Origin of the sequence: Congregibacter sp., assembly GCF_965662665.1 — a bacterium.
In the GTDB taxonomy this organism is placed as follows: domain Bacteria; phylum Pseudomonadota; class Gammaproteobacteria; order Pseudomonadales; family Halieaceae; genus Congregibacter.
The window spans coordinates 129,116-146,587 of record NZ_CBFIIF010000003.1 but is presented as its reverse complement, the minus strand read 5'-3'; the positions used below and the strand labels follow the sequence as shown (position 1 = coordinate 146,587).

The 17,472-nt window shown below is 56.3% G+C and carries 16 protein-coding genes and 1 riboswitch; of the genes, 12 read left to right on the top strand and 4 right to left on the bottom strand.

Annotated features, from left to right (window positions below):
- Positions 1–5: 5 nt before the first annotated feature.
- On the top strand, positions 6–1,412 hold the full coding sequence (locus ACTG39_RS02570; protein ID WP_439105955.1) for a serine/threonine-protein kinase: 1,407 nt from the start codon (positions 6–8) through the stop codon (positions 1,410–1,412).
- On the opposite strand, the gene ACTG39_RS02565 is transcribed toward ACTG39_RS02570, so the two are convergent.
- The 4 genes from ACTG39_RS02565 to ACTG39_RS02550 are packed head-to-tail and all read right to left on the bottom strand — an operon-like array spanning position 1,409 to position 5,893.
- Positions 1,409–2,281, bottom strand: a complete 873-nt coding sequence (locus ACTG39_RS02565; protein ID WP_439105954.1) for a ketopantoate reductase family protein — start codon at positions 2,279–2,281, stop codon at positions 1,409–1,411. The genes ACTG39_RS02570 and ACTG39_RS02565 overlap by 4 nt on opposite strands.
- The gene (locus tag ACTG39_RS02560) at positions 2,278–3,147 is read right to left on the bottom strand and encodes a choline/ethanolamine kinase family protein (RefSeq protein ID WP_439105953.1); all 870 of its coding nucleotides are present in this window, start codon (positions 3,145–3,147) and stop codon (positions 2,278–2,280) included. Before ACTG39_RS02560 ends, ACTG39_RS02565 begins: the two co-directional genes overlap by 4 nt.
- Positions 3,111–3,677 carry a nicotinamide riboside transporter PnuC gene (gene pnuC, locus ACTG39_RS02555; protein ID WP_439105952.1) on the bottom strand — a complete coding sequence of 189 codons (567 nt, stop codon included), beginning with the start codon at positions 3,675–3,677 and terminating at the stop codon, positions 3,111–3,113. The genes ACTG39_RS02560 and pnuC overlap by 37 nt, the downstream gene beginning before the upstream one ends.
- Positions 3,674–5,893 (bottom strand): TonB-dependent receptor, encoded by a 2,220-nt coding sequence (locus ACTG39_RS02550; RefSeq protein ID WP_439105951.1) that lies wholly within the window; start codon positions 5,891–5,893, stop codon positions 3,674–3,676. Before ACTG39_RS02550 ends, pnuC begins: the two co-directional genes overlap by 4 nt.
- A 58-nt stretch (positions 5,894–5,951) precedes the next feature.
- Positions 5,952–6,088, bottom strand: a riboswitch (TPP riboswitch).
- Between the two features lie 99 nt (positions 6,089–6,187).
- On the opposite strand from ACTG39_RS02550, the gene ACTG39_RS02545 reads away from it, so the two are divergent.
- From ACTG39_RS02545 to gspJ, 11 genes are all read left to right on the top strand, one after another.
- Entirely contained in the window at positions 6,188–7,315 is a 1,128-nt protein-coding gene (locus ACTG39_RS02545) for a GGDEF domain-containing protein (protein WP_439105950.1), read from the top strand.
- Positions 7,316–7,525: 210 nt separating this feature from the next.
- Positions 7,526–8,143 carry an adenylyl-sulfate kinase gene (cysC, locus tag ACTG39_RS02540; RefSeq protein WP_439105949.1) on the top strand — a complete coding sequence of 206 codons (618 nt, stop codon included), beginning with the start codon at positions 7,526–7,528 and terminating at the stop codon, positions 8,141–8,143.
- A gap of 50 nt (positions 8,144–8,193) precedes the next feature.
- Positions 8,194–9,378: a sulfate adenylyltransferase gene (gene sat / locus ACTG39_RS02535; protein WP_439105948.1), complete on the top strand. Its 1,185-nt coding sequence runs from the start codon at positions 8,194–8,196 to the stop codon at positions 9,376–9,378.
- Positions 9,379–9,618: 240 nt separating this feature from the next.
- Complete coding sequence (gene gspC, locus ACTG39_RS02530) at positions 9,619–10,563, top strand: type II secretion system protein GspC (RefSeq protein ID WP_439105947.1); 945 nt, start codon at positions 9,619–9,621, stop codon at positions 10,561–10,563.
- Between the two features lie 83 nt (positions 10,564–10,646).
- Positions 10,647–12,638, top strand: a complete 1,992-nt coding sequence (gspD, locus tag ACTG39_RS02525; RefSeq protein ID WP_439105946.1) for a type II secretion system secretin GspD — start codon at positions 10,647–10,649, stop codon at positions 12,636–12,638.
- A 26-nt stretch (positions 12,639–12,664) separates the two neighbouring features.
- The gene (gspE, locus tag ACTG39_RS02520) at positions 12,665–14,152 is read left to right on the top strand and encodes a type II secretion system ATPase GspE (RefSeq protein ID WP_439105969.1); all 1,488 of its coding nucleotides are present in this window, start codon (positions 12,665–12,667) and stop codon (positions 14,150–14,152) included.
- Between the two features lie 12 nt (positions 14,153–14,164).
- A complete protein-coding gene (gene gspF / locus ACTG39_RS02515) occupies positions 14,165–15,385 on the top strand; it encodes a type II secretion system inner membrane protein GspF (protein ID WP_439105945.1) in 1,221 nt (406 codons plus the stop codon).
- Between the two features lie 20 nt (positions 15,386–15,405).
- Positions 15,406–15,837, top strand: coding sequence for a type II secretion system major pseudopilin GspG (gene gspG, locus ACTG39_RS02510; RefSeq protein WP_439105968.1), 432 nt, complete (start codon positions 15,406–15,408; stop codon positions 15,835–15,837).
- 4 nt (positions 15,838–15,841) lie between these two features.
- Entirely contained in the window at positions 15,842–16,423 is a 582-nt protein-coding gene (locus tag ACTG39_RS02505; protein WP_439105944.1) for a pilus assembly FimT family protein, read from the top strand.
- On the top strand, positions 16,407–16,829 hold the full coding sequence (gspI, locus tag ACTG39_RS02500; protein WP_439105943.1) for a type II secretion system minor pseudopilin GspI: 423 nt from the start codon (positions 16,407–16,409) through the stop codon (positions 16,827–16,829). Before ACTG39_RS02505 ends, gspI begins: the two co-directional genes overlap by 17 nt.
- A complete protein-coding gene (gspJ, locus tag ACTG39_RS02495) occupies positions 16,822–17,472 on the top strand; it encodes a type II secretion system minor pseudopilin GspJ (RefSeq protein ID WP_439105942.1) in 651 nt (216 codons plus the stop codon). Before gspI ends, gspJ begins: the two co-directional genes overlap by 8 nt.

Below are 17,472 nucleotides of genomic sequence, written 5' to 3'. Positions count from 1 at the left end.
AAACGGTGATCCGAGGTCTCGCACAATATCGCTTGCTGCGCAGACTGGGCGAGGGAGGGCAGGCCGAGGTCTACCTCGCCTTTGATACCAGACTCAAGCGCCGCGTGTGTATCAAGCTCTACTACCTGACGGGATCGTTGGCTTCTCGCCGCAGAGCGGTTCTTGAGGCCCGTCATCTTATGCAGGTGACCAGTCTACAGACGGTAGATATCTATGATGTGGTGAGTGCGGGAACGCGTCTGGCGTTAGTGGTTCAGTTTGTACCCGGATGCACCTTAGAGGAGCTTTTGCGTAGTCAGGGTTGTCTCCCACCGGCAAATGCTATGGCGTTAGTTACCGACCTTACTGCGGCGCTCGCGGCCCTTCGTCAGGCGGGTGTCGTACATGGCGATATGAAGCCATCAAACGTGCTTGTTAACGATCAGGGCCGAGCTCTCCTGGGAGACTTTGGCGCATCCCAGCTCGTGGGGGAGCCGTGGTCCGTTTATAGCCGAGAGTCGCTTTCTCCGGAGCAGTCGCGCGGCGAAACATCAGGTCTGAGCAGCGACTTTTTTGCTCTGGGATTACTCCTGTATCGCATGCTCTTTGGTAAGCACCCGTTTTACGCCAACGGCGAGTTAGACCTACGCCAACTCCGCGCAGGCTTAGAAGACATACCGAAAATGTCGGGCCTTTCGCCGGCGGCAGTGCAGGCAGTGCCAGCACTTCTGCGGTCCTTGCTTGCGGCACATGCGGAGGCTCGTCCCAAGGGTACTTTCGAACTCCGGGAACAGCTGCGAGATGTCCGCAGTGGGCTACCCGCACCGACAGCGATCGAGATACCTTTGCAGGCACTGGTCCATTCACCAGAGCGCAGCCTCGGCAGGCCTCGGCTCCCGCGCAAGCTTGTGCGTGTGCCTTTTGGGCAGCAGGCCAAAGCATGGCTTGCTGATTATTGGTCTCGAGGCAGTTTCGGTGCTCGGGGGCTCTTGATGGCAACTGTATTGGCGCCCCTGGTAGTTGTCGCCCTGCACTGGGCGGCTCCCGGGCCCTGTGTTGCGATCACCATGCCGCAGATAAACGTTCAGCCGGGTACGCGGTCTGTCCCCGCGGATGCACAGGAACTGTGGATTCTTCTCAGTACTTTATTCAAAGACCAGGCCGATAAGGCCGTGGTCCTTGGGGCCGGAGCGGCGAGTGATAGTCGGTACACCTTGAGCGCTGCCGGTATGCACAATAGCTGCATTGCCCAGCGCCAGCTTAACTTGGAAATAGATTGCGCGGCTGGGCGCTGCCTCTTGCAGCTTCGAGGCGAGCGAGGAGACAGCTCTGTGGAGCGACAGTTATCTTTACCCCAGACAGCGAGCAGAGGGGATCTCGCCCAGGCGCTGACGCAACTGGTACAGGAACAGGCGGGGTTCTTGATGAACTAGCGCAGGGCATCTACCAATGCGTTGTTGAGGGGTAGTTCCCTACCCAAAGAGGTTGCGCGTCGGACGAGCTCACCGTTGAGGTAGTCAATTTCTGTCGGGCGACCTGCAATGAAATCCTGAAGCATTGAGGACTTGTTCTGGGCCGTGTTCCGGCACACATCAACCGCCGTGGCAAGTAAGTCTAACTGCTCGTCCCAAAGCCCCAGGGCTGTCAGCGCGGGCTGGCTCTCCTCACACAGGGCGCGTAACTCGGGCCTCGCCTGATCAGATTCCAGTAAGCCGCCATTGCGACATTTAAGCTGCACGGTGAGTGGATTTATCACACAGTTGATGGAGAACTTCTTGGCGATAGCCGCTTCTATGTTGGCCTCCCAGTGCCATCCATTAAGCCGTCCAAGGCTGTCGTCAAACCAATGAGGCGCTTTGGGGTGCACGCCTGCAAGCCCCATGCGCGTCTTGCCGTCGGAAACGATGTGCACTGCCCCCTTATCGTCTCTGAAGGCCCCCGCCGTGGTGACCGCGCGATAGAGCCGCTGATTGGGAAACGTTTCGGCGAAGCGGTCTTCGAACCCTAATCCGTTGGCGGTACAGGCGATGACAGCGTCTGCCGCAAGATAAGGACGTGCCAGTTTGAGAGCATCAATCACCTGTCCGGCTTTTGTGGTGATAAGCAGGCGCTCAATACTTGCTGGTGGTAGTGCCCCCAGAGCCTGAACTGCCAGATGCGCCTCTGTCTGCCCATCGACCACGACGCGCTCCCCAGCCCTCTTGTGATGGTGGAGCAAAGTGTGGTCGCACCTGCTCTCGGTCATTTGGCAGCTAATGAGGCAGCCCATCGCGCCGGCACCGAGAATATGCCACTGGCTCATGTTTGTGCCTCGGGACTGAAAATCTGTTCAAGACGCGTGGCTGAGTGTTCAGCTTCCTGGCTGCGGGGTTTGTACGCGCTAAACCAGCAGGCTTCTACACAGGCGTAGAGGAGACTCTGGGCTTGATAACGCTGTTTTTCGTCCATTGTCGGGGTGCGCCGGAGGTAGTGGGTGAGTAATACCCGGGCATCGTTCCCGGAAAGTTCCGAGGCGCAAACCGCCAGATCAAAAAAGGGGTCGCCCGGCGCCGCGTATTCCCAGTCTAGCGCGTAGAGTTTATCGTCACTCTTTATTCGATTCGCGCGTAAAAGATCGTTGTGGCAGAGCACAGCTTTACTCGCTCGGTGCTTCTCCACGCAGCGGGCTGCCGCGTCGATCAGCGTTTCTCCCCTGGCGAGTAGCGTGGCCAAATCGGAATTTGAATGCAGCTCTCTGCGGTAGTCCCTGAGAACGTCGACGGAACATGTGATGCTGCCATGGAGTGGCAGGGCATGAATGCCGTGCAGGAGTTTGGCAAGCGCACTGAGACTGCCAGGTTCGTCATGATCACCATCAATATATTCCATGATTGTCACGCCCAGCTCGGGGTTGCTATGGCAAACTTCGGGAGCAAGGCCACGGCGCGCCGCTTCAGCTTGGATGGTGACTTCAATTTCTCGCTGTGCAGTATCCCCCTTGTCTCCCCTCGCGATGCGACAGACCCAGCGCTGGCTTGAGCTCTCGATAAGCTGCACATGGTGGCTGTGGCCCCCATGCAGCACCTCGCCCAGCGATGGAGGGCAGCTTAATTGTGGCGCCCACCAAGAGTAGTCCCTGCAGATATCTTCAATCAGTTGCTGTCTTGAAGGTGCAAGCTTTGTCGCCACTGCTTCCATCCCATCACTGCCAGTGCGGTGTAAACAACATAGAGAAGGGATGATGCCAGTAATCCCGCATCCAGATACAGCCCGGCGGTTAGCGCATCAATGACTATCCAGTAAATCCACGCTTCGAGTTTTTTGCGCGCTACCATCCAGGTGGCCAGGACACCCCCCCAACTGCTGGCGGTGTCCACAATCGCCTGAGTGTCAGACAAGGCACTTCGCAGCACGACGGTGCTGACAGTTAGTGTGATGAGGCTGCCTAGTATGATTGCGTGGTAGCGCCAGCTCGCACGGGTGATTGTGCTGGCCTCCTGAGAGTTGTCTTTGCCCCACTGCCACCAGCCCAACGCAGCCATGGCCAGATAGAAGATCTGCAGTAGCGCCTGCATGGGTAGCCCCGCCTGGCTAAAAACCCAAAGAAAAATCGCGGAAGCCACGGCGCCGGCTATCCAGCAGCTGCGCTTTTCTCTTATAGCCAGTACCAGATACAGTAATCCCAGTACTACCGCGATAGCTTCGAGTGCTTCACTCAAAGTTGAAGCTCCAGGCTGAGGCCCACTTGTCTTGGGTCGGCAAACTGCAAGTAAGCTTCTGTGACGTAGCCTTTGCGGGGATCGTTGCCAAAGCTTCCAAAGCCGCGGGTGAAATAGTCTTCATCGAGAAGGTTGCGTCCCCACAGGGCTAGCTCCCAGTTCTCGCGCTCATAGGCCACCCGAAGATGCAGCAGGGTGTAGGAACCGGACTCTTCATCGTGGCGATCCGAAAAGTAAAAGCTGTCGCGGCCCTCCCACTGGAGGTCGGTCTGCCAATGCTTACTGGGACGCCACTGAAGGCCTGCGGCAAACTGATAGCTAGGCGCATGGGCCTGTTCACGATCTTCGAGGTCACGACCGTCCGCGTTGGTGTACTCATCGAAACGCGCCCGTAGTAAACCCGTGCTGAGGTACACCTCCAGGGATTCAGTGGCCGCTGCCCGTAGCTCCCATTCCAGCCCCAGGTTGTAGCCTGAGGCCGCGTTAGCTGTGTAGTCGACAAAGGCGGTGCTTCCATCGTCTCGGGGAATGACCACGGAGCCACGAACCTGCTGATCGCTGCGGTCCATGTAGAACAGCGTAAGGGCACTTTGCAGTCGACCGTCGAAGAACTGTCCTTTCTGGCCGATTTCAAAGTTGTAGAGCAGCTCTTCGTCAAAAAAGCGCAAGTTAGTCAGTGAGTCCGAGATCGCCGGGTCGTCATCTGGAAACGCAAGGATCCCTGGGTTCACGCCGCCTGCGCGGTAGCCTCGGGACAGTGATGCATACAGCATTCCGAGGCTGTCGCTTGCATATTGCAGAGACAGTTTGCCGCCCCACAGCGTGTTATCCGGTTCGCTCGCTACCCCGTTCGAATCGTCATATTCCATCGATCGACTGGCTAGCCGTAGACCGGCACTGAGCGTCCAGTCCTGCGTCAAGGCCAGGTCTAACTGCCCATAGGCGGCAAGGGTGCTGGCCGTGAAGCGACTGCGAAAGTCCTCGGCCAGGTAGGTGTATTCACGCTGTAAAGACTCGTCATCATTTAGCGCGTAGAGGCCAGTGGTCCAGTTAAGGTCTCCGGCAGAGGTGCTGATACTCTCACTCGACGAAATTCTCAGCTGCGCACTGTAGCTGTCCCTCTGTCTCAGGTAACGATCGAAGGACGAGTATTCCAGCTCTGGCGCGATGCCCACAAAGCTCCAGTCTTCGTCGTAGCTGTAGTCGGTGTCAGTAGTTGCTGCGCTGGCCATGATCTCGGTGAGAAAACGACTCCCGGAAAAGCTGTAGTGGATTCCCAGAGCATCACTTTGCTGGCGGTCATTGCCCGGCATATCCGATAAGGTTGTGCGCGTGTTGTCGAGAGAGAAAGCATCGTAGCCATTGTCGATATCGATGTGAGTCAGCGTGAGATCGATGCTCTGTTGGGTACTGGGTAGCCACTTTAAACGGCCGCGCAACACCGTCTCGTCCCGGGCATTGGTATCGCTTTGGTTCAGGAACCCGTTGTCCATGAAGCCGTCACTGCGGTGCGTGAACGCTGAGGCTCGGGCGAGCAGCTTATCCCCCCCGAGAGGGCCGGTCATGCTCAGACCTAGTTCACGACGCCCATAGTCTCCTACCGTTGATTGGAGTCGAGCAGCAAATTCGGATTCGGGTGCTGCACTGCGCATATTGATCAGGCCGGCGAGGGCGTTGGCACCATGAAGGGTACCTTGCGGGCCACGGAGTATTTCTACCTGCTCAATATCAAACAACGATGCGCCGCTGCCAAGCCCACTAAAATCAATCCCATCAATCAACAGTCCTACCGAGGGGTTGAGCGGATCCACGAACTGGCTCCGTTCGCCCACCCCACGGATCTGATAGAACCGAGCGCGGTTGCTTCCCCCCGCAAGATTCACGTTGGGCGCGAGTTGCAACAGATTTTCAAGGTGTATGGCGGTGCGCTCGCGGATCTGGGAGGCGTCCATGATGCTGGTGCTGGAGGGTTGCAATAGCCAGGGGGTGTCGCGCAATTCCGCAGTCACGACAATCTCCTCAAGGGATGGAGTTTTGGGATCGTCGACGATTTGTGCCAGTGCTTTCTCTGCGGTTACAACGCCAATACTGAGCAGGGAAACGACACCGAAGACGCGCAATCCATCAAGTTTCCACGTTTGTCTTCCTCGACGCCCGCCATGACCGGCATACGACTGTTTTTGAGTGATGAAATTTGAAGCTGTAGATTGGTTCAAGTTGGTTCCCTCGGGCGAGGGAAGGGGCAACTCGAAGCACGTTGAGTATTCGTTGATGTGCTCAAGCAGCAACCATTCCTACGCCGGCATTGCCCGGATCAGGTTCAATGGGTTTGCTGCGTTGTTTCACCCGGTTCTGTAGAGACACGAGTGGAGCGCAGACATCTCAGGCCGTAGCCACCCCTAGGTTTGCTCGGGGGAGTATAGTGGCCTTACACTGGCACATCAAAGCGCTCGGGTGCCACAAGAGCGTGGGGGAGAATGTCTTTTGGCGCACAATAAGAGAGAGCTCAAGTGAGCGACGACAGTACTATCGAAGCCGAGGTCACCAACATAGAAATGACCGTGCTGCCCGCCGCGGCTGACGACGGTGACGAAGCCGTTATGTTGATGCACGTGTATGTTTTGCGTCAGCTACGCCAAGCGCAGCGCAATCTACTGGCGGTAAAAAGTCTGTCATCCTTGGTTAAATACCTGCTCGAAGACTTTCCTCAGGGCTTTGGCTTCGTGCAGGCGGAATTAAGGCTGCATGATCCAGAAGAGCAGATCGCCCGCCTTCTACCGATACGCAAAATGTTCGGCTCAGCTTTGTCGCTCAAGAGCGATAACTACGCTCTATACCAGCTTTTTCCGGATGTTCCAGACACTGCGATCATTGGTCTTGATGATCGGCGCATGTTTAGCATTCTATCTGGCGCCTCCAAGGCCGCGGGCGCTGTGTTGATGCCATTGTTCGATGGTGATCGCCTAGTGGGGAGCTACCATATTGCGCTGACCGAAAGTATGACCGCCTATGGTGATCAGGAGCGTGAATTATTCGCTATGCTGGGCCAGCTGGTGGCAGCGGCGCTGTTGCGGGTAGTTGAGTATCAACGTGTAGATCAACTGAATCTCGTAAACCCGGTCACAGAAGTAGGCAATCTGCGCGCCTTTCGCCGCGATATGTTGCGAGAGATTTACTGGGCACGGCGGGTCAATCACGCCATGACCTTGTTGTATATATCTCTCGATGAGTTAGCTGATATCTGCAAGAACTACGGAGAAGTGGCCTGCCACTTTGTGCAGCGTCGCGCGTCCCAGCGTCTTTGTTCTGAACTTCGTGCCACAGATTACATTGCGCACATCTCTGCGACGCACTTTGCGGTGCTTCTACCGGCCTGTAATGAACCTCACGCGCACGATATCGGTGAGCGCATGCGTCAGGATATCGACGGATTTGCGATCGATGATGGTCGCGGTGCAGTACTGCACGTCTCATTGAGCGTGGGACTCGTTTGCTGGGAGCCCTCTCGGCACCCTGTTGAGTCCAGTGAGCGCCTGGCAACACAGATGGAGTCCGAGGCTGAAACCGCCATGCAAAAAGCTGAGCGGGCGGGGGGTAATCAGATCTCTGTCGCTCGCCTTGGGCTGCTGATGCTTTAGTTCTGAACGTCTTGGAAGCGGAATATCTGGTATTTTGGATTGTCTGGTCTGAGCAGGTCCCGTCGACTTCGCCGCAACAAGTTACTCCCTGGTTGTGGGGCTGATTCATTGAGTAACACTGAGGGTCCAAGCTCGTCTAGGTCCCGCTAATCCTCGCGTGTCGTGTTAAACTTTCCGCGGCAAAAACCGCACGTCTACTGAGGAACGATCATGGCTGAGCAGAAAGCCACAAATGTGCACTGGCACGAGGGTGACATCACGCGTGAGCACCGCGCCAAAATTCTTGGGCATCGTGGGGCCACTATCTGGTTTACCGGACTTTCAGGCAGTGGCAAAAGCACTGTCGCCGTGGAACTTGAGGGCGTTTTACATGAACGCGGAGTGCTGGCCTATCGTCTGGATGGCGACAATGTGCGCATGGGCATCAACAAGAATCTCGGCTTCTCCGCTGAAGATCGAACGGAGAACATTCGGCGCATTGGCGAGGTTGCCAAGCTGTTTGCAGATAGCGGAGTGATTGCGCTGTCCAGTTTCATCAGTCCCTATGTGGCTGACCGGGATACGGTGCGTGAATTGCACGCAGCGGCCGGTATCGATTTTATCGAAGTGTTTGTAGATTGCTCTTTGGAGGCGGCGGAAGAGCGCGATCCCAAAGGTTTGTACAAGAAGGCGCGAGCGGGAGAAATTAAAAACTTCACAGGGATTGATGACCCCTACGAGGCGCCACCTTCCGCAGAGATTCATTTGCGCTCCGATCAACAAACTCTTGACGAAGAAGTCGCGGAAATTCTGCGTGAGTTAAGCGCTCGCGGTATTGTTACCGCCTGAAACGCCGAACAGGCCGCCGTAGCTATCGCCGCTCAAAAAGGACATAAAAAATGATCAAACCTCATGGTTCAGCCGAACTGCGTCCACTCTATGTTTACGACGATGCCGCGCGAGCGGCGCTGGTCAGCGAGGCCGAGTCGCTACCTTCTCTGCTACTGAATTCCGCGGCGGCCGCGAATGCCGTAATGTTAGGTGCAGGCTATTTTAATCCGCTGCCAGGCTATATGACTCTGGGCGACGCTCTATCCGTGGCAGAGAATCTGATCACAGAGGATGGGCTGTTCTGGCCCGTGCCGATCCTTAATGTAACCGATGATCCGAGTGTCCAAGCGGGTATGCGGATCGCTCTGCGAGACCCTAACGTAGAGGGTAATCCCGTGCTGGCCGTCATGGATGTGAGCGCCGTAGAAGAAGCTAGCGATGCCCAGCTTGAGCAGATTGCGAGCAAAGTTTTCCGAACGCTGGATCCACAGCACCCGGGCGTGGCTACCTTTCTGGGCCTGGGTAAGCGTGTAGTTTCAGGTCCCATTCAGGTGCTCAACTACTCCTACTTTGCCAGTGAGTTTCCCGACACGTTTCGAACGGCCGTTGATATTCGTGCGGAGATCGTGGAGCGTGGCTGGGAGAAGGTGGTGGCGTTCCAGACGCGTAACCCCATGCACCGGGCGCACGAGGAACTATGTCGCATGGCGATGGAGGATCTGGGCGCTGACGGCATTCTGATCCACATGTTGCTTGGCAAACTTAAGCCCGGCGATATTCCTGCTGAGGTGAGAGATGCCTCTATCCGAAAGATGGTCGAGGTCTACTTTCCGCCAAACACAGTGATGGTGACCGGCTATGGCTTCGACATGCTCTATGCGGGCCCCCGGGAGGCCGTGCTGCATGCGGTTTTCCGTCAGAACTGCGGCTGTACGCATCTCATTGTGGGCCGCGACCATGCGGGCGTGGGCGATTACTACGGCGGCTTTGACGCGCAGACGGTGTTCGATGAAGAGGTCCCCGAGGGCGCCCTTGAAATTGACATCTATCGCGCAGATCACACCGCTTACAGCCGCAAGCTGGACAAGGTGGTCATGATGCGCGATGCGCCGGACCATAGTAAGGAGGATTTCGTGCTCTTGTCCGGCACCGCAGTGCGGGAAATGCTGGGCGAGGGCATTGCGCCGCCGCCGGAGTTTTCACGCCCTGAAGTTGCAAAAATTCTAATGGACTACTACCACAGCCAGCAGTAGAAGACGCTGCGCAATGCTGGTGAGGTTGTCATATTAGTGTCACAATTTTGCCATTCAATGGCCGCTCCTTGAGAGAGGGTCATTGAGTTCATACGACTGGTAAAGCTGGGGGCAGCGGTGACAGCGCTTTGGCAGACACGGTTGGCGAGCTTCGCATCCCAGATCAGCAGCGGGGTTGCGAATGCGTTCCGCTATTTCTCCCAGCCGGCAAGATTTCTTCGATTACAGCAAAGCCTTGTTGTGCTCCTGATTCTCTGGATAGCACTCTCACTTTGGATGGGATTATGGAGTTTTTTTCCGGAGGCGCCGCCACTCCCGCAAGCAACGGTTATTAACCCGGTATCCAGCGGTCCAGCATCCAAGGCCCGCGCCACCGTCGATATTGATGCTCTGGTAGCCGTGCGACTCTTTGGAGAGCCCGGCTCGGTGGTGAGTGCTGAAACCCTCGCCGCCGCCACGGGACGGGCGCCGGCCATGAGCGAATCAGAGGCCAGTGTTGCGCTTGCCGGTATTGAGGATGGAGCTCCAGACACCCGGCTTCCGCTGTTGCTCAGGGGAGTGTTGGCGGCATCAGAGGCGGGTCTGGGACAGGCTGTGATCGAACACAGGAAGCTCCAGGACCTTTATCAGGTGGGTGACGAATTACCCCTTAGTGGTGAAGTAGTTCTGGCAAAAGTGTTGTCCAAACTTGTAGTACTGGATAACGGCGGCCGCTATGAGGTCCTCCGTCTGTTCGAAGACAGTGACTTAGTCGCTTCAGTTCCTGAGCCGTCAAGAGATGCCCCCGTTGAGGTGGCGTCGCCTGAGACAGAACTGTCCGCCCGTGACGTAAGAGCAGAAGCAGGGGCCTCGGAAATTGCATCGGAATATCGGGAACGACTGTATCGTGACCCCCAGTCGCTCGCAGAGGTAGTACGCGTGGTTGCGGTGCGCGATGGTGACCAGCTTCAGGGCTATCGCATTAGTCCGGGCAAGGCAGCAAGGGAGTTTTCAGCTTTGGGCTTTGAGTCCGGTGATTTGGTCACAGGAGTCAATGGCATGCCCCTAACGGATCCAGCGAATACCGTGAGGCTTTATCAGGCAATGCGCTCCGCCAGCGAAGCAACTTTTGACATACAACGTAAGGGAGAAGCCGTGACGCTTAACGTCAGTCTTGGAGCATCCGCCGGGGGCGACGACTCGTGATCTTGTCATCGTTTTCAAGACCGCTAGGTTTTTTGCGTGCTGCGCTCTTAGTTCCGCTTTTTCTCGCCGTGACCACACTTCCCGTGAAAGCACAGGATTTTACGGTCAATCTCAAAGAGACTGACATTCAAGAGCTTATCAAGTTCGTATCCGAAGCCACTAACACAACGATCGTTGTTGACCCATCGGTGAAAGGCAAGGTGAAGGTTGTGTCTTCCCGGCCCGTCAATGCCAGCGAACTGTATGACCTCTTTCTCGCCATCCTTGATGTGCATGGCTATACCGCTGTGCGCTCCGGGGGAGTGGTGCGGGTTATTCAAAACAAGGATGCACGTTCGGCACCGGTACCCGTTGCCGACGCGGCGGGCGCTACGGGAATGGTGAACGATGAATACGTAACTCAGGTTATCCGGCTGAATAATATCTCTGCAGCAAAGCTAATCCCGGTACTGCGACCCCTGGTGCCTCAACAGGCGCATATGGCTGCCTATGCGCCGAGTAATGCAATCATTATTTCGGATTCGGCAGCTAATATTAGTCGTATTCAAGACATTATCGAGCGCATGGATCAGTCAGCGATACAAGAGACTGATGTGATAGCTATGCGCTACGCGGTAGCAGAAGACGTTGTGAGAATGCTCGAGAAACTTAACGCCTCTGAGGCCAAAAATAACGGTGGCGAAATCGACGTGCTGTTAGTGCCAGACCAGCGCACAAACAGTGTTCTGGTGGCCGGCGATGAGTTACAGCGGGCGAGAATCCGCGGTTTAATAGAGTACGTCGACACGCCCCTTGAGCAGACCGGTAACGTTAAGGTTATCTATCTGGAATACGCGCAGGCGACATCGATTGCCGAAGTTCTGACCCGGGTAATGCAGAACATCAGCAAGCTCGATACCGGAGATGCTAAAGCCGCGCGTGCTTCGAGCAACACGGCGACTATCGAAGCCGATGAGGGCACGAACTCGCTGATCATTACCGCGGACGCGGATGAGATGGTTGCCCTGGAATCGGTGATTACGCGTTTGGATATTCGCCGAGCTCAGGTTTTGGTTGAAGCGATCATCGTAGAGCTTGAGGTCACCGATGGCCAGGATCTTGGCTTGCAATGGTTGTTCGCGAACGACGGCGGCTTTTATGGCAGCAGCATCAATGCTTCTGACTCTCGGGCGACAAACATCGCCGGCGCCATCCTCCCCCCGGATGGTGACTCCGGGAGCGGATCGACAACCGGTGATTTTGATGTGGGTAATCTGGCGGCAGCCCTTGCCGGTTCCCCTGGCCTCTCTCTGGGTTGGGGTGTAGTAGGGAAAGATCTCAGTATGACGGTCATCCTCAATGCCCTTGAGGAGCAAAGCAATGCAAACATCTTGTCGACGCCGAGTCTGCTAACCCTGGATAACGAGGAAGCGTTTATTACTGTGGGACAGCAGGTGCCTTTCATTACCGGCTCTTTCACTAACACGGGCGGTAACAATGGAGCGCAGAACCCCTTCCAGACCATTGAGCGTCAGAATGTCGGAATCACCTTGACGGTTACGCCACAGGTGAACGAGGGTGATTCTGTGGTGCTGGAGATCGAGCAGGAAGTGAACTCCCTCACCGGCGCGACCTTAGTGGCTTCTGCCGCTGCGGCCGATCTGATTACCAATGAGAGAAAGATTCGCACCAAGGTGATGGCAGAAGACGGGCGGGTCGTGGTGCTCGGCGGCCTCATTAAAGACGATGTCCAGAGCACTGAGCAGCGTGTGCCCATATTGGGAGATATTCCCTATCTGGGCAGACTGTTTCGCAATGATGCGGTGTCTGTTAGCAAAACCAATCTTATGATTTTTATTCGTCCTACGATTATCCGTGATGATACTGAGTTGGCTGGAGCAACAGCGATTAAGTATCGGCATATTCGGGATCAGCAACGCTTGCAACGGGAGCAGGGCTTGATGTTCTTTGGCGACGATGAGGTGCCGGTACTCCCCGACTGGGAGCGGCAAATCCTCCAGCTCGAGAAGATTCGTGACGATATACGTGAGCCGCAGTCAGCGACCATACCCGAGTCGGATCAGGGGTCACCGTGACCGGAGTTGATCCAACGCTGGATAATATGCACTCCGTCGCGGTTTTACCGGGTAAGCTGCCATTTAGCTTTGCCAAGGCGCATCGTGTGGTGATTGACCCGCAAGCGGCGCACCGCGTGTTCCACGGTGGGGCGCTTAGCGCAGACGTGCTTTTGGAGCTCCGCCGTCGAATTGGTAAAGAGCTAGAACTGCAATCGCTTCCTGCTGCTGAGTTTCAGAGCCAACTGTCCCGCGCCTATCAGCGGGACAACAGCGAAGCGGTACAGATGGCCGCAGATATGAGCTCCGATGTGGATCTGAGTCGTCTGGCCGAGGAGATACCGGACGCGGGCGACCTGATGGATGCGGAGGACGATGCGCCGATTATTCGTCTTATCAACGCCATTTTATCTGAGGCGGTTCGTGAGAAGGCGTCGGATGTTCACATCGAAACATTCGAAGAAAAGCTCAGTATTCGCTACCGCATTGACGGCGTGCTGTCTGAAGTGCTGTCTCCCAAACGGATGCTGGGTCCCTTGCTCGTATCGCGATTAAAGGTCATGGCAAGACTGGATATTGCCGAGCGGCGTATTCCTCAGGATGGACGCATCTCCGTGCGTATTGCGGGCCACGCGGTAGATATTCGTATGTCTACCATACCCTCGGCATACGGCGAGCGCGTTGTTTTGCGCCTGTTAGACAAGCAGTCGGGCCAATTGCAGCTCAATCAACTGGCGATGCCCGAGGCCGTTTACGAGGGCTTTTGCAGTGCCCTAAAAAGTCCCCACGGCATAATTTTGGTTACCGGACCCACGGGATCGGGCAAGACGACAACGCTCTATGCGGGACTCTCCGAGATTAATGACGCTGCCCGAAACATCATGACTATCGAGGACCCGGTGGAATACATGCTTCCGGGGATCGGTCAGACACAGGTGAATACCAAGGTTGATATGACCTTTGCCCGGGGTTTGCGAGCTATTTTGCGGCAGGACCCTGATGTCGTCATGGTTGGAGAGATTCGCGACTTGGAGACGGCAGAGATAGCTGTACAGGCATCTTTGACAGGACACCTGGTGCTATCAACCTTGCACACGAACACGGCTATTGGTGCGGTGACGCGCTTACAGGATATGGGGGTAGAGTCGTTTTTACTTTCCTCCAGTTTGATCGCGGTAATGGCGCAGCGACTGGTCCGGCTTCTTTGCCCCGAGTGTCGTCGCGGGGTGACTCCGACAAGCGCCGAAGCTGAGCTGCTCAGAGTGAGCCCGCAAGACGCCGCCGGTATAACACTTTACCAACCCGTGGGCTGTGACAGTTGTAATCACAGCGGCTATCGCGGGAGAAGCGCAATCTATGAGTTGATTGAAGTGAATGATCAGCTGCGCGCGCTCATTCACGATGGTGCGTCAGAGCAGGTGATTGATGAGCAGGCCCGGAAGCACGCGGCAAGCATTCAAGATGATGGCCGTAGGCGGATACTGGCGGGTGACACCAGCCTCCAGGAAGTGCTCCGTGTCACCTCAGTGGCTTGAGAGCGCTAGCTTGTGACCGCTTATCGCTATCGCGCCCTGAATCCCGGGGGTAAGCTGGTTCGAGGGGTTCTCGAAGCTGATTCTGAACGACAGGTGCGCGTCCAGCTGCGCACCAAGAATCTCCGACCTGTAGAGGTGCAAAGCGCCGCACGAGCCGAGGCTGCAAACAGTAGTCTGCGGCAGCGGCTATTTCCAACGCGGATCAAGGGCTCGGATCTTGCGCTGCTCACGCGTCAGCTTGCCACACTGGTGCAGTCCAATTTACCTCTCGCAGATTGCCTGCAAGCAGCAGCAGAACAAACCCGACGTCCGCGTGTTAAGGCGATGCTTTTGCAAATTCGTTCCAGGGTCAGCGAAGGGCATACTCTGGCTTATGCTATGGCCGAGTTCCCCCTGGCGTTCAATGAGATGTACCGGGCCATGGTGACCGCGGGAGAGCATGCGGGGTTTTTAGGGCCGGTACTGGAGCAGCTTTCTGATTACGCAGAGAGGCGTCAGCACAGCGGTCAGCAGCTGCGCATGGCAATGATCTACCCATTCATTTTACTGGGCGTGGCCGTTGCGGTGATTGTGGCGCTCATGGTCTTCGTGGTGCCTGAGCTCATCGGAATTTTCTCTCAGAGCAATCGCGAGCTGCCGACGCTTACCGTCGTGCTCATTGCCGCGAGTGACTTTTTTCGAGCCTACAGCTTATGGCTTTTTGTTGGACTGGTATTAGCGGTCGTTGGGCTGCGGCGATTGCTTCGAGAACCCAAGCGGCGCCTGCTTTGGCACGCGATGCTGCTGCGTATACCCGGCATTTCCGGATTGCTGATAGCCCTGGATACCGCACGGTTTGCATCGACATTGAGCATTCTCATGGCAAGCGGTGTTCCCTTACTTGAGGCCTTACGAATAGCGGGACAGGTGCTTGTGAACCTGGTGCTGCGCGCTGAGAGCGAGGATGTGGCCCTCCGTGTTCAGGAGGGGAGCAGCTTGAGCCGGGCGCTTTCCTCCGCGGGCCACTTCCCACCCATGATGGTGCATATGGTCGCCAGTGGAGAGAGCAGCGGCTCTCTCGAGGATATGCTCGAACGGTCTGCGAATAACCAGGAGCGAGAGTTGGAGATGACCCTGGGTACTGTGATGGGGCTGTTCGAACCGCTGATGGTGGTGTTCATGGGAGGGATGGTGTTATTGATTGTTTTAGCCATTCTTCTTCCGATTTTTGATCTAAATACGATGGTGAGGTAGAGATGCGACGCAGAGTTGGCATGCGGGGCCAGGCGGGTTTTTCACTGGTAGAAATTCTTGTGGTTCTGGTGATTATGGGACTGCTCATCAGCATCGTAGCGCCCACGGTGCTTAATCGTGCAGATGACGCTCGTATCCAGAAGGCGCAGGCTGATTTTAAGGCGATCGAAACTGCCCTGAAGATTTATCGCCTGGACAACTATGTGTATCCGAGCACGGAGCAGGGTCTTGAAGCGCTGGTAACTCCCAGCTCTATTGATCCCGCACCGAGAAATTTTAAGACGGGTGGATACCTCGCAGAGTTGCCCCTGGATCCCTGGGGTCGTCCCTATTTGTATTTGAGTCCCGGGGAGAATGGCGAGGTGGATATCTACACCCTGGGCGCGGATGGTCTCTCTGGTGGCGATGATCAAAATGCGGACATCGGTAACTGGAAAGACGACCAGAGCTGATGCCATGAAACCCGCCCTGGGGTTTAGCTTGATCGAAATGTTGGTAGTGCTGTTTGTTATCGTGTTGATGACCAGTCTCGTGACCCTGAATGTGAACTCCGGAGCCAGCGATCGCGTTGTACAGGAACGTCTTGAGAGTCTGACTGCTGTAGCGGCCTACGCACTGGATGAGGCCCAGTTCAGTGGCACGGACTTTGGCGTCTTGTTTGTCAGTGGCGTAAACGAGCGCGGAGAGCCCATCGTGACGGCACTTTGGCGGCAGCGATTGATCCAGGGCTGGCGGGAGCCAGAGCAATCCCGGGACATCTTTGCCGCCTTGGAGTTTCCCGCGGACGTGCGCTTGCAGATCACCCTTGATGACGTGGAGCTTCTGCCAGCTCCTGCAGACACCGCCGATCCCCGCGCAGGCACTACGCCCCAGTGGTTCTTATCAGCGAGTGGTGAAACGCAGGCCGGGGAGTTACTGATAAGGCATCGCGACAGTGACGAGCAGCTATGGCGTCTGGTCTGGGATCCCCTGGGCAGGTTTGAGCAATTTCGCGGCGACAGCGATGAGGTGCTGGGTGGCTATGCCGTCGCTCCCTAGGCCGTCGTCCAGATCCGCTGGATTTACCCTTGTCGAGGTCATGGTGGCTCTGGCGGTGGTTGCTCTGGCTGTGCCCGCTTTGCTCTTTACCATGGATCAGCAGATTGATGGCACGGCTTATCTCCGCGATAGATCCCTTGCGCAAGTCGTTGCCAGTAACCGGCTTGCAGAGTTGCGCCTGGCACTGAGGGGCGGCAGCCAGTCTTTGCGGGGGAGTAGCACTGGAAGCGAGGAAATGGCCGGTAGAGACTGGTTCTGGCGGGTGCAGAGTCAGAGCACCGAAGTCCCTGACTTTTCGCGTGTGGAGATCCAGGTGCGAAGCGCAGAAGAGGACAACGCGCCCAGTCTGTATACCTTGGTCGCGTTCATCGCGGCAAGAAGCGATAGCGGGGGCAATAATGGTTAAGTCTGGGCAAAGAGGCTTTACGCTCGTTGAAGTTCTTATTGCGCTGGCGATAACAGCCTTTGTCGCCGCTGCGTCCTACAGCGGTATATCGACGACCCTGACTGGCGCCGAGCGATTGCGGGCGACCAGTGAACGTACGCGAGACCTAAACAGAACCTTTGCCCTGCTAAACCGGGATGTTCGCCAGTTTAGTAACCGGTCCCTCCGCGACGAGTTTGGTGGGACTCAGCCAGCGCTGTCCGGTGGTCCTCTTGCTTTTTACCCCTTGTCGCTGACCCGGGAAGGATGGTCCAACAGCCTCCAACAGCGCCGCAGCGAACTCCAGCGCGTGTTTTACTATTTAGAAGATGACTCTCTCTGGAGAGCGTATTACACGGTCCTTGACCGCGCAGTGGACGCCGAGCCTCAGCGCATGGAACTCTTAAGCGGCGTTGTCGGTTTTGAAATGCGTTTTCTGGATACTATTGAAAACCTTCAGCTCGACAGGGACCTGGTGGTTGATACCCGAGCGTGGTCGGAAAACTGGGTGGCAGATCCCGGCGCGGGTACTGCGGTTCCTCCACCGCCGGTCGCTCTGGAGTTACGTTTGGACCTTGAAGATTTTGGTGCGCTTAGGCGGCTCTATGAATTACCGGCGCGCTAA

Bases quoted from the DNA above. Each gene is read 5' to 3' on its own strand.
- ACTG39_RS02565 (WP_439105954.1), bottom strand. From the start codon at position 2,281: ATGAGCCAGTGGCATATTCTCGGTGCCGGCGCGATGGGCTGCCTCATT.
- cysC (WP_439105949.1), top strand. From the start codon at position 7,526: ATGGCTGAGCAGAAAGCCACAAATGTGCACTGGCACGAGGGTGACATC.
- sat (WP_439105948.1), top strand. From the start codon at position 8,194: ATGATCAAACCTCATGGTTCAGCCGAACTGCGTCCACTCTATGTTTAC.
- gspE (WP_439105969.1), top strand. From the start codon at position 12,665: ATGCACTCCGTCGCGGTTTTACCGGGTAAGCTGCCATTTAGCTTTGCC.
- gspG (WP_439105968.1), top strand. From the start codon at position 15,406: ATGCGGGGCCAGGCGGGTTTTTCACTGGTAGAAATTCTTGTGGTTCTG.
- ACTG39_RS02505 (WP_439105944.1), top strand. From the start codon at position 15,842: ATGAAACCCGCCCTGGGGTTTAGCTTGATCGAAATGTTGGTAGTGCTG.
- gspI (WP_439105943.1), top strand. From the start codon at position 16,407: ATGCCGTCGCTCCCTAGGCCGTCGTCCAGATCCGCTGGATTTACCCTT.
- gspJ (WP_439105942.1), top strand. From the start codon at position 16,822: ATGGTTAAGTCTGGGCAAAGAGGCTTTACGCTCGTTGAAGTTCTTATT.